This is a genomic window from Nocardiopsis terrae (assembly GCF_014651695.1).
GTDB lineage: Bacteria > Actinomycetota > Actinomycetes > Streptosporangiales > Streptosporangiaceae > Nocardiopsis > Nocardiopsis terrae.
On sequence record NZ_BMXJ01000003.1, the window covers coordinates 357,760 to 369,604 of the forward strand.

Below are 11,845 nucleotides of genomic sequence, written 5' to 3' on the forward strand. Positions count from 1 at the left end.
CTGCCCCGGGAAGGCCGTGGCGGACGCGGAGATCCCGTCGAGCGTTCGTCACGACCTTCGCCCGCGCGAACGCGCGCACGATCCGCGGGTCCGGAGGGGGGAACCGGAACGCAGGGGGGGCAGCGCGTCCGGCACCGTTCGGGACGCGCGCAGTTCCGGGAGAGCACCACAGGGCACTCCCGCACACTGTTAAGGAACGGTCAGGTCCGGGCGGGTTGGGGCAGGCAGGCGCTCAGGTAGCGGTCGGCCACGGCGTGGGCGACGGCGGCGTCGGGGCACAGGGGTGCGGCCACCGTGTCGGCGCCCGAGTCGCTCAGGCGGTCGTGGAACAGGCCGGGGGCCAGTAGCCATGCGGCGACGCTGATACGGGTGTGGCCCCTGGTTCGTAGTTCGGTGACCTTGTCGGCGACCGTGGGGGTGTTGGTGGCGGCGTAGGCCAGGTGGACGGGGGTGTCCATCTGTTGGGACAGGCGTTCGGCGGCCTGGTCGAGTTCGGTCTGGGCGTGGGGGTCGGAGGTGCCCGCACAGCCCAGGACGAGGGCGTCGCCGGGGCGGTGGCCGGCGGCTTCCAGGCGTTTGCGGGCGGTGGCCGTCAGGGCGGGGTGGTCGCCCAGGGCGGGGGTGATGACGGCGTCGGCTCGTCCGGCCAGGGCGAGTTGGTGGGGGATGTCGGTGCGTACGTGGTAGCCCGAGGTCAGGAAGGCGGGGACGACCACCAGGGGCCCGGGTGTGGTGGCGGCGACCTGTTCGACGGTGGGGTCCAGGACGTCGGCGAAGGCCAGGCGGGTGGGGCGGTGGGTGATCTCGGCCACGCGCAGGGCCAGGGAGTGGGCCACGGCGGTGCCGCGGGGTGAGCGGGTGCCGTGCACGGCCAGCAGCAGGGTGGGGATGTGGTTCAGCATGGGTGGGTGTCCAGGGCCAGGCGGTAGCCGCGTTTGACGACCGTTTGGATGATCTTGGGGTCGCCCAGGGCGGTGCGTAGGCGGGCCACGGCTGTTTCGACCGCGTGGGCGTCGGCGTCCTCGCCCAGGCAGGTGAGCAGGTGGGCGCGGTCGCGGACTTGGCCGGGGCGGTGGGCCAGGGCGCGCATCAGGCGCATGAGGGTGGGCGAGAGGGTGTGGACGGTGCCGTCGACCAGGACGGCGTGTCCGCGTAGGCGCATGCGGTGGCCGGCCACGTGCAGGGTGGGAAAGCGTGCGGGGAGTTCTTCGGTGAGTTTGCGGACCTGGGCGCCGATGCGGGCGCGGTCGGGCCACACGGTGGGGATGTCGTGGGCCATCAGGGGGCGTGCGGTGACCGGTCCCACGCACATGGCCAGGACGTGGCCGCGCAGGGCCTGGACGAGGGCGTGTTGTTGGCCGGTGGTGTGGGCGCGGGTCAGGAGTCCGGCGGCGGCGGGGGCGCTGGTGAAGGTGACGGCGTCCACTCCCCCGGTGGTGACGGCTTCGATGAGGCGGTCCAGGGGTGCGGTCTGTTCGGGTTGGGTCCACCGGTAGACGGGGACTTCGATGACCTCTGCTCCGGCCAGGCGCAGGGCGGCGGTGAAGTCGGGTAGGGGTTCGCCGTGGAGTTGGATGGCCACGCGTAGGCCTTGGACGCCGCGTTGGAGGAGGTAGTCCAGGACCTCGGCGGAGGATTCGGAGGGCGGGGACCATTCCTCGGTGAGTCCGGCGGCGCGGATGGCGCCTTTGGCTTTGGGGCCGCGGGCGAGTAGGCGGGAGGAGGCCATGCTGGTCAGGAGGGGTTCGGCCATGCCCCAGGTTTCGCAGGCCTCGATCCAGCCGCGGAAGCCGATGCCGGTGGTGGCCACGACGACGTCGGCGGGGGTGCGGGTGAGTTGTTCGGAGACGGTGGCCAGGCGTTGGTCGTCGCTGAGGGGGACGATGCGCAGGGCGGGGGCGGCGATGACCTGGGCGCCCTTGCGGTGTAGGAGTGTGCTGAGTTCCTCGGCGCGGCGGGCTGCGGTGACGGCGACGGTGAACCCGGCCAGGGGTGCGGTGGTGGCCTCGGCTGTGGGCGGGGAGGCTGTGGTGGGCGGGGCGTTGTTCATGGTGTCCCCTGTTCTGCGCGGGTGCTGGCGTGGGTGGTGGGGTTGGTGCCGATCTGGATGTTGTGGTCGTGGACGCGGACCGGCCAGGTGGCCAGGCGGGTGTGGGGGTCGTCCAGGCTCTGTCCGGTGCGCAGGGAGAAGACGTGTTTGAGCATGGGTGAGGCCACGGTGGGTTCGCCGTCGCGGTCGCCGACGATACCGCGTGCCAGGACGGCGGCGCCGGTGTGGGGGTCGAGGTTGTCCAGGGCGTACAGGTGGTGGTCGCGGGTGGAGAAGAGGGCGACCTGGTGTCCGTCGGGGAGCAGGGCGGCCAGGCCGATCTCGGGTTCGAGGCGTTCCTGCGGGCAGATGGTGACCCAGTCGGTGGTGGCGGGGGCGTGGGTGAGGACGCTCATCGGGTGCTCTCCTGCTGGTGGGTGCGGGGGGTGGGCATGCCGAGGTTGAGGGGGCCCGGGACGGGTTGGTCGCGGGTGGTGGTGAAGCTGATGGTGGGGTCGGGGGTGGTGGGGGCGTTGGCGAAGGAGACGAAGCGGGCGAGTTTGTCGGGGTCGTTCAGGACGGCGGCCCATTCGTCGGTGTAGGTGTCCACGTGGCGGGCCATGGCGGTTTCGAGTTCGTGGGCGATGCCCAGGCTGTCGTTGACCACGACCTCGCGCAGGTGGTCCAGGCCGCCGTCGAGGGATTCGATCCAGGGGGCGGTGCGCTGGAGGCGGTCGGCGGTGCGGATGTAGAACATCAGGAACCGGTCGATGTAGCGGATGAGGGTGTCCTCGTCCAGGTCTGCGGCCAGGAGTTGGGCGTGGCGGGGGGTGAAGCCGCCGTTGCCGCCCACGTACAGGTTCCAGCCGGTGTCGGTGGCGATGATGCCGAAGTCCTTGCCGCGGGCTTCGGCGCATTCGCGGGCGCACCCGGAGACGGCGGACTTGAGTTTGTGGGGTGAGCGCAGGCCCCGGTAGCGCTCTTCCAGGCGGATGGCCAGGCCCACCGAGTCCTGGACGCCGTAGCGGCACCAGGTGGTGCCCACGCAGGACTTGACTGTGCGCAGGGACTTGCCGTAGGCGTGTCCGGATTCGAATCCGGCTTCGACCAGGCGTTGCCAGATGGTGGGGAGTTGTTCGAGGCGGGCGCCGAACAGGTCGATGCGTTGGCCGCCGGTGATCTTGGTGTAGAGGTCGAAGTCGCGGGCGACCTCGCCGATGACGATGAGTTTGTCGGGGGTGATCTCGCCGCCGGGGATGCGGGGCACGACGGAGTAGGTGCCGTTGCGTTGCAGGTTGGCCAGGTAGCGGTCGTTGGTGTCCTGCAGGGTGGCGGTTTCGCCGTCCAGGATGTGGCCGCCGCCCAGGGAGGCGAGGATGGAGGCGACGGCGGGTTTGCAGATGTCGCAGCCGTGGCCGGTGCCGTGGGCGTCGATGAGGGCGGAGAAGGTGGTGGTGCCGGTGGCGCGCACGATCTCCAGGAGTTCGGCGCGTGACTGGGTGAAGTGCTCGCACAGGGCCTTGGACTGGGTGATGCCGGCCTGGGTGAGGATCTGTTTGAGCATGGGCACGCACGAGCCGCAGCTGGTGCCCGCCTTGGTGCAGGACTTGAGTTCGGCCACGTCGTGGGAGCCGCACTCGATGGCGTGGGTGATGTCGCCCTTGGTGACGGCGTTGCAGGAGCAGATCTGGGCGGTGTCGGGTAGGGCGTCGGCGCCCAGGGCTTCGCCGTCGGGGGTGATCAGGGCCAGGGGGTCGCCGGGCAGGGGTGAGCCGACCAGGGGGCGCAGGGTGGCGTAGGCGGAGGCGTCGCCGACCAGGACGCCGCCGAGCAGGGTGGTGGCGTCGTCGGACAGGACGAGTTTGGCGTAGCGGCCGCTGGCGGCGTCGTTGACGACCACGTCCAGGGCGCCGGGGGTGCGGCCGTGGGCGTCGCCGAAGCTGGCCACGTCCACGCCCAGGAGTTTGAGTTTGGTGGAGGTGTCGGCGCCGGTGAAGGTGGCGTTGCCGCCGACCAGGCGGTCGGCGACGACCTCAGCCATGGCGTTGCCGGGGGCGATGAGTCCGTAGACGGTGCCGCGGTGGTGGGCGGCTTCGCCGATGGCGTGGATGTGGGCGTCGCTGGTGGTGCAGGTGTCGTCGATGACGATGCCGCCGCGTTCGCCGGTTTTGAGGTCGCTGGTGCGGGCCAGGTCGTCGCGGGGTCGGATGCCCACGGAGAACACGACCAGGTCGGTGTCCAGGTGGTCGCCGTTGTCCAGGAGCAGGCGGGCGGCGCGGCCGTCGGGGCCGGGTTCGACGGCGGTGGAGGCGGTGTGGGTGTGGACGTGCACGCCCAGGTCGGTGATGAGGTTGCGCAGGAGCGCTCCGGCGCCTTCGTCGATCTGGGCGGGCATCAGGTGGGGGGCGAGTTCGACGACGTGGGCCTGTAGGCCCAGTAGGCGTAGGGCGTTGGCGGCTTCCAGGCCCAGGAGTCCGCCGCCGATGACCACGCCGGTGCGTGCGCCGGAGGCGGAGGCGGTGATGGCGTCCAGGTCCTCGATGGTGCGGTAGACGTGGCAGCCGGGCAGGTCGTGGCCGGGGACGGGGGGTACGAAGGGGGTGGATCCGGTGGCCAGGACCAGGCGGTCGTAGGGCAGGACGCGGCCGGAGGTGGTGGTGACGGTGCGGGCGGCGCGGTCGATGGTGGTGGCCTGTTCGGCGACGTGGACGTCCACGCGGGGGCCGCGTAGTTCGCCCAGGGACAGGTCCTGGGCGGTGGCGCCGTCGAAGTAGGTGGACAGGGCGACGCGGTCGTAGGCGGTGCGGGGTTCCTCGCCCACGACGGTGATGTGCCAGTGGCCGGCGGTGTCGCGGTCGCGGAGGGCCTCGACGAGCCGGTGGCCGACCATACCGTTGCCGATGACGACGAGTTCTTCCATGGGGCGGCTCCTGCGGGCTGCGGGGTCGGACGGTTTTCAGGCAACCTGCAGGGTGTTACCCGGTGGTTGGGCGGGTGTGTCGGGGGTGTTTCGTTGTGCTGTCACTGCAGGTGGGGGGTGAGTGATTGGTGTGGTGGGGGCGGGTATTGCCTGGCGGGGCGGGTGCGGGCCGGCGGTGGGGCGCTGTTGTGCGGGGTGGGGTGGTGTGCGGCACATCGGGGTGTGTCAGGGGTTTTGGTGCCTGGGGTTCCGGGGCTGTTCGGGGTGGTGGGGGGTGCGTTGGTCGATGAGGTGTTGGCGGTGGCTGCTGCGGCGTACCGCGGTGACGATGATGAGTAGGAGGCCGCCTGCGGCGCCCAGGAACGGCAGGGTCAGCTGGGAGGCCAGGGAGCTGAGGAGTCCGGTCAGGGTGTGGTCGGCGAGGTCGGCCCCGTAGGCCAGGGCGAAGCGGACGTCGTCGGGGGCCTGGCAGGTCAGGGTGTGTTCGCCGGCCTGGGTCAGTTCGGTCATGCCGATCATTGCCCAGGATCCTTCGGGGTCTTCGACCTCGTGGTTGAAGGTGGGGTAGGCGAAGGCGGGCTGTTGGCCGTCGGGGCCGGTCAGGGAGCAGGCGGTGTGGTCGACCGGGGTGGGTGAGCCGTACAGCAGCCACTGCGGTTGGGTGTGCACGGCGGGGTCGACGGTGAAGGTGGTGCTCTGGGTGCCCCGGGTTTGCGCTGTGAAGTCGGGTGGGGTTGTGGCCTGCAGGATGAGTGTGACAAACAGGACCGCGCCCAGGGCGAGGGAGAGCGGGATGAGGGCGCCGCCCACCCAGTACCAGGTGCGGGAGGGGCGTAGTTCTCGGGGGTCCACGTGGGGCGGTGGCCCGTAGGGGGCCGGGTGAGGTGCGGCCATGCGGTGAGTGTCGCATGGGTGACCTGCGGGGGTGTGTTTTCCGGGGCAGGTTTGGGTGGGTGTTGTCGAACCTGTGCCCGGGGTTGGTGGGGGTGCGGGGCGACGGTGCGGGCCGAAAACGGTGTGGTGTTGTAGAGCTTTTGAGGGTTTGGTGTCTTGATTTCTTTCTGGGGTGGGGTTTTTCGTCCCAGGGTTCACTGGGTTGTTCAATGACACACTTGAGGGATGGGGTGGCCGGAAGGGGCGCCTGAACTCTGGAGGGGGATCTGATGACCGAGGACGAGATCATCCGGTTCGTGGCCGGGCTGGGTGATGTGGACGTGATGACCGCGAGTCGGGAGGGCGGGGCGCCCGAGATCGCCTGGGGTGACTCCTTCTTCCTGTACGACCCGGACGGGGGCGCGCGTGAGCGCGGTGGTTTCACGCCGTTCGCGACCCTGGTGACCAAGGACTACCCGGGCTTTGACAGCGACTCCCGCCTTGATCGGCCCGGGGTGTTCCGGGTGAACGCCGCGGTGGGGCGGGAGTTGTTCGAGGAGGTCGTGGGCCACTCCCCCGCCGCGCACGCCGGGTTTCGCGACGGGTTCGACTTCACGGAGCTGGACCGGGCCCTGCCGCACCCGGCCTACGCCGCGCAGGGGTGGGTGTCGGTGCTCAACCCGGGTGAGCGGACCTCGGGGCGGGTGCGTGAGCTGTTGGTGCGGGCCCGGGAGCGGGCCGCGGCCCGGTACCGCCCTCAGGCCTGAACCGGCGGGTTCGGCCCGGTGGCGGGCGGAGTGGATCGCGGGCCCCGGTCGGTGTTGCGGCCACCGCTGGAACCCAGGAGGTACCGGGGCCCTCTCGTGTGCGGTGTGCTCAGCCGTGCTGCTGGTCCTTGGCGCGGTCGTGGCGTTCCCGGGCGGCGCGGATGTCCTCGCGGTGTTCGTTGGCCCAGTGGTCCAGGGCGGTGAGCGGTTCGAGCAGGGTGTGCCCGAGTTCGGTCAGTGTGTAGTCCACGCGCGGCGGGACGCTGGCGTGTGCGGTGCGCTCGACCAGGCCGTCACGGACCAGGGCGCGCAGGGTCAGGGTGAGCATGCGCTGGCTGATGCCGTCGATGGCGCGGGCCAGTTCGCCGTAGCGGTGCGTGCGCTGGCCGAGCATGACGATGATGAGCACGCTCCACTTGTCCCCGACCCGGTCCAGCACCTCACGGACGGGGCAGCCCTCGGTTGTGTCGGTGAGGTCGCGTTCGGTCAGGGGAACACGGGTGTTCGTTTCGGACATGAAAGTCCCTCCTTGTGACAACCCTGTCCTAACTGCATACTCACTGATAATAGGGTTACGAACAATATGTATGTAAAGGGCGGTGATGGGTGTGCTCAGCTCGGAGCCGGACAGGACGCGCGAACAGGGGCCGGAGGCTGCGGCTGAGCCGGGCGGGAACGAGGCGCCCCTGCTCGCGCTCGGGGGCCTGGTGACGCTGGGGTCCGAGGACGCGCCCGCGTGCTCGGACGGGAACTGCTTGTGAAGGGAAGATCCGTGCAGGTTGAAGTGTGGTCCGACATCGTGTGCCCGTGGTGCTACATCGGTAAACGGCGCCTGGAGAAGGCCCTGGCGGGCTTCGAGCACGCCGACGAGGTTGAACTGGTCTGGCGCAGCTTCCAGCTCGACCCCGCCTTCCCCAAGGGGGTCAGGGAACCGGTCTACGACTCCCTGGCCAAGAAGATGAACGCCACACGTGAGCAGGTCCGGGAGATGACCGGGCAGGTCAAGGAGGTGGCGGCGCAGGAGGGGCTCGACTACGAGTTCGAGAACGCCGTCATGGTCAACACCTTCGACGCCCACCGGCTCACCCATCTGGCCCGGGAGCGGGGGCTGGGCGGGGAGGCCCACGAGCGCCTGATGCGTGCCCAGTTGGTGGAGGCCCGGGTCCTGGACGACGTGGACACCCTGGTGGAGCTGGCCGAGGAGATCGGGCTGGACACCGGGCAGGCCCGCACCGTCCTGACCGGTGACGCCTACACCGCCGAGGTCGAGGACGACATCCGCACCGCCCAGCAGTTGGGTGCCACCGGTGTGCCGTTCTTCGTGATGGACCGCGCCTTCGGTGTCTCGGGCGCCCAGCCGCTGGAGGTGTTCGCCGCGGCGCTGGAGAAGGCCCACACCCAGCAGGCCTAGAGACCCCGGAGGCGCCCCGGGGCACAGAACCCGGGCACACGGCCCGAAGGAGACGTCGACAGGGGGCCGGGCCGCCGGCCATGAGGGCCCTGCTGCGGGGGCCGATCCCTGTTGCGGGGCGCTGTCCGCGGTGGTCCGGGGCCCCGCCGGCCCGACGACGGGGCGGCGCCCCGCTCCCCCGCTCGGGGAAGGGGGCGCCGCCCCGTGCGGCGTGTGGCCGGGTCCTACCGGACGGGGACCGCGGGGATCTCACCGAAGGCACCCGCGTACAGGGTCATCTCCTCGACCTCGGGGCCGGGGGCGGGGAAGACCGACAGGGCCAGGTACTCCTCGCCCGGGGAGAGGGTGAGGATCTGGTCGGCGAAGTCCTCGTACTCGCCCTCGGCGGTGCGGATCCGGATCACGTAGCGGATGATGCCGCTGTCGGGCTCCTCCAGGCGGAAACCGCCCATGGTTCCCTCGGTGTACTGCTGGGGGCTTCCGGGCAGGGAGGCCTCGTCGCCGTCCAGGTCCGCCTCCAGGTCGGACAGGGTGGAGTTCTGGAACCCCACCACCTGGAACAGGTAGGCGCCGTCGCGCACCATGGGGTAGACGTTCAGGTCCAGGTCGTTGTGGGTGACGGTGGTGAAGGGGTCCAGTTCCTCGTAGTAGGGGGCCGGTGCGCCGACGTGGCGTTTGGCGGCGTCGAGTCCGGAGCCGCCCTCCTCGGAGCCGGTCTGGCCCATGGGGACCTCGTAGGAGAACTCCACCCGCCGGTTGCGGGCGCGGGCCTGTTCGTCGTCGTTCCCGCCCTCCTGGGCGAGCAGTTCGTCGCTGCCGCGTCCCTCGGTGGTCAGGGTGAAGCCCGTCCCCAGTTCCTCCTCCAGGAGTTCGCGCACGGCCTCGGCGCGCTCCCGGGACAGGGTCTGGTTGTAGTCGTCGGCGCCCTTGCCGTCGGTGTGGCCGATGATGGTGATCTCGGCGCCCTCGACGAGGTTCTCACGCAGGGACTGGGCGGCCTCCCGGATGGTGCCTGCGGCCTCGTCGGTGGGTTCTGCCTCGTCGAACGCGAACATGTTGTCCGCGTGCAGGGCGATGACCTCCCGGTCGCCCGCGCGGGTGGTGGAGGCGGTGGTGGTGTCCACGAAGCTCTCCATCGACTGGACGGACCCGGTGGTGTCCAGGCCCGGTTCGGGGGGTGTTTCGGGGTAGACGAGCTCCTCGGGCAGCTCGTTGTCCATCAACCAGGTCTCGGGGTCGATGTAGTCGTGGACGTCGGGTTCGGGCAGGTCGGTGAACTCGTCGACGTAGCTGACGGGGATGCCTGGCACGTGCCCGGCGGTGGCGCCGGTCAGGGTCAGGAACTCCACGTCCTCGCTGGGGGCGGGGAAGTAGCGGCGGATGGGTGAGGGGATCTCCTCGTGGACGGGGGTGAGTTCGCTGCCCTCGATGAAGTAGCTGCCGTAGGGTTCGCCGTGCTCCTCACTGGTGATGGGGAGCAGGACCTCGCCGGAGACGGGGTCGACCAGTCGCAGGGGCGCACCGGCGTAGGTGACGTCCTCGCCGGTGATGTACTCCAGGATGTTGCGGCTGATGTCGAGCATGAGGTATTCGCCGTTGTTCTCCAGGGCCTTCACGGAGATCTCCACGGCGACGTCGTTGCCCCCCTCGACGAACATGCGTCCCTGGCGGACGAAGGGGAGTTCGACGTCCTCGGCCGAGACCTCCTGTGTGGGTTCCTCGGCGGCGGGCTCCTCCTGGGTGTGCTCCGGGTCCAGGTCGCGGATCAGGCCGCAGGAGCTGAGGGCCAGGCTCAGCGCGATGACCAGGCTGGTCGCGCCAAGGGCTCGTGTGGGCATGGTCGGGGGACTCCCTCGCGGTGGTGCTGTGGTCCGGCGGGGGTGCCGGGACCGTTCGTCAGCTGCTCAGACGCGTGGCGGAGCGGGCTGGTTCGGGGAGTGTACCGACCGGTGCCCCCGGCAGGTCCGGCACGGGTGCGGCCCCTCCCCCGGGAGATCGGGAAGGGGCCGCTGTCGGGGCCTGGGAGCGGGCTCTACAGGGTGACGGTCTTGGTGAGCGAGCCGGTGGCGCCGGTCTCGTCGGTGACGGTCAGGGTGACGGTGTAGGTGCCCGGGCCGGGGTAGAAGTGCCAGGCGCTGGCGCCGCTGGCGGTGCCGCCGTCCCCGAAGTCCCAGTGGTATCCGGTGATGGGGGCGTCTCCGGCGGTGGAGCCGGAGGCGTCCACCTCACAGAGGTAGAAGAAGCTGTAGCAGGAGCCGGTGAAGTCCGCGGTGGGCGCGGTGTGGTCGGGGGTGCCCACGGAGATCTGCGTTTCGGCGGAGTCGGTGCGGCCCTCGCTGTCGGTGACGGTCAGGGTGACGGTGTAGTCGCCCTCGGCCGCGTAGGTGTGCTCGGTGGTGGTGCCGGTCTCGGTGGTGCCGTCCCCGAGGTCCCAGTTCCAGTCGGTGATCTCACCCTCGGCGCCGGCCCCGTCGAAGGAGCAGGTCAGGGTGGCGTCGTCGCAGGAGTGGGTGAAGTCGGCCACGGGGCCTTCGGGCGGGGTGGTCTCACCGTCGGAGGGGAAGGTGGCGGGGTCGCCCACGTCGAGCAGGGGTTCGTGGTCGCCGTCACCGGAGGTGTCGGTCCAGTCGAGGTTGCCGGCCTGGGTGAGGGTCTCGTAGAGGGCCAGGACGCCGGCGCGGTCGGTGGGCTTGGCCTCGCCCGCGGCGAGCAGGGCCAGGCCGCCCGCGGCGTGCGGTGAGGCCATGGAGGTGCCGCTCATGCTGCCGTAGTCGCCGCCGGGCATGGTGGAGGTGATGCAGGAGCCGGGGGCGGCGATGTCGACGGTGGTGCCGAAGTTGGAGAAGTAGGACAGGGTGTCGTCGTCATCTCCGGTGCAGCCCAGGGAGCCTCCGTTGCCGCCGGGGGCGCCGTCGGAGTCGGCGAGGGAGGAGACGGTGAGTACGTCGGGGTGGTTGGCGGGGAAGAAGTTCACCGCGTCGCTCGAGCTGTTGCCCGCGGCCACGGCGTAGGCGACGCCCTCGGCGACGGAGTTGGTGATGGCCTGGCTCAGGGCTTGGTCGGTGCAGCCCTCACAGCCCAGGCTCATGTTGGCCACGCCGATCTGGTCGGCGTTGGCGGTGACGTAGTCCACGCCGGCGGCGATCCCGGCGAGGGTGCCGCTGCCGCCCGAGGTCAGGACCTGCACGTTCCACACGTCGGCGCCGGGGGCGACACCGACCACGCCGAGGCCGTTGTCGACGGCGGCGGCGCTGCCCGCGACGTGGGTGCCGTGGCCGTTGCCGTCGGAGGCGGTGTTGGACACGCAGGTGCCGCTGGTGCAGTCGACCGACTCCACGACGTTGAGGTCGGGGTGGGAGCCGTCCACTCCGGTGTCCAGGACGGCGACGGCCACGTCGGGAACGTAGTCTTCCTCGCCGTTGACCTGGAGGTTGGGGTTGTCGGGGGCGAAGGTTCGGGCGATGCCGTCGGGGGTCTGCTGGTCGAAGGTCTCGACGACCTGGTCCTCCTGCACGTAGGCCACGTCGGTGTCCTGGAGCAGGTCGGCGGCGTCGGCGGCGGTCATTTCCGCGGCGTAGCCGGTGAGGGCGTGTTCGTAGACGCCCAGGGGGGCGTCGCCGTTGCGGTCGGCGACGTCGTCGGGGTCGGCGTCCTCGTCCAGGACGACGATGTAGGTGCGCTCGGTGGGGTCGTTCGTGTTGAGGAAGGAGGGCAGATCGGGTTCTGCTGCGGCGGGCGCCACTGCCAGGATCGGCAGTAGGACAGCAGCCGCGATCACTGCACCGAACTTGCGCATGTGTGCGGGGACCCTTCTGTGACGGGGGATTGTGGAAGGGTGGCCACCC

10 protein-coding genes are annotated in these 11,845 nt (G+C 70.6%); 2 read left to right on the forward strand and 8 right to left on the reverse strand.

The features are described 5' to 3' along the window. Positions 1–200: 200 nt before the first annotated feature. The 5 genes from IE195_RS09395 to IE195_RS09415 form a co-directional block, all read right to left on the reverse strand. A complete protein-coding gene (locus tag IE195_RS09395; protein ID WP_191269688.1) occupies positions 201–902 on the reverse strand; it encodes a sirohydrochlorin chelatase in 702 nt (233 codons plus the stop codon). Then, a complete protein-coding gene (locus IE195_RS09400; RefSeq protein WP_191269690.1) occupies positions 896–2,050 on the reverse strand; it encodes a uroporphyrinogen-III synthase in 1,155 nt (384 codons plus the stop codon). The genes IE195_RS09395 and IE195_RS09400 overlap by 7 nt, the downstream gene beginning before the upstream one ends. Then, positions 2,047–2,445, reverse strand: a complete 399-nt coding sequence (gene nirD, locus IE195_RS09405; RefSeq protein WP_191269692.1) for a nitrite reductase small subunit NirD — start codon at positions 2,443–2,445, stop codon at positions 2,047–2,049. Before nirD ends, IE195_RS09400 begins: the two co-directional genes overlap by 4 nt. After that, a complete protein-coding gene (nirB, locus tag IE195_RS09410) occupies positions 2,442–4,949 on the reverse strand; it encodes a nitrite reductase large subunit NirB (RefSeq protein WP_191269694.1) in 2,508 nt (835 codons plus the stop codon). Before nirB ends, nirD begins: the two co-directional genes overlap by 4 nt. A gap of 225 nt (positions 4,950–5,174) precedes the next feature. Then, complete coding sequence (locus tag IE195_RS09415) at positions 5,175–5,843, reverse strand: hypothetical protein (protein WP_191269696.1); 669 nt, start codon at positions 5,841–5,843, stop codon at positions 5,175–5,177. A 269-nt stretch (positions 5,844–6,112) separates the two neighbouring features. Between IE195_RS09415 and IE195_RS09420 the strand changes: the two genes are divergently transcribed. After that, complete coding sequence (locus IE195_RS09420; protein WP_191269698.1) at positions 6,113–6,589, forward strand: DUF6194 family protein; 477 nt, start codon at positions 6,113–6,115, stop codon at positions 6,587–6,589. A 109-nt stretch (positions 6,590–6,698) separates the two neighbouring features. Here IE195_RS09420 and IE195_RS09425 read toward each other — a convergent pair whose 3' ends face one another. Then, positions 6,699–7,106 (reverse strand): winged helix-turn-helix transcriptional regulator, encoded by a 408-nt coding sequence (locus IE195_RS09425; protein WP_191269700.1) that lies wholly within the window; start codon positions 7,104–7,106, stop codon positions 6,699–6,701. A 255-nt stretch (positions 7,107–7,361) separates the two neighbouring features. On the opposite strand from IE195_RS09425, the gene IE195_RS09430 reads away from it, so the two are divergent. Continuing rightward, positions 7,362–8,000 (forward strand): DsbA family oxidoreductase, encoded by a 639-nt coding sequence (locus tag IE195_RS09430; protein ID WP_191269702.1) that lies wholly within the window; start codon positions 7,362–7,364, stop codon positions 7,998–8,000. Between the two features lie 224 nt (positions 8,001–8,224). Here the strand turns inward: IE195_RS09430 and IE195_RS09435 are convergent, their stop codons facing one another. Further along, a complete protein-coding gene (locus IE195_RS09435) occupies positions 8,225–9,838 on the reverse strand; it encodes an OmpA family protein (RefSeq protein ID WP_191269704.1) in 1,614 nt (537 codons plus the stop codon). Between the two features lie 194 nt (positions 9,839–10,032). Further along, positions 10,033–11,796: a S8 family serine peptidase gene (locus IE195_RS26575; protein WP_191269706.1), complete on the reverse strand. Its 1,764-nt coding sequence runs from the start codon at positions 11,794–11,796 to the stop codon at positions 10,033–10,035. Positions 11,797–11,845: the final 49 nt, after the last annotated feature.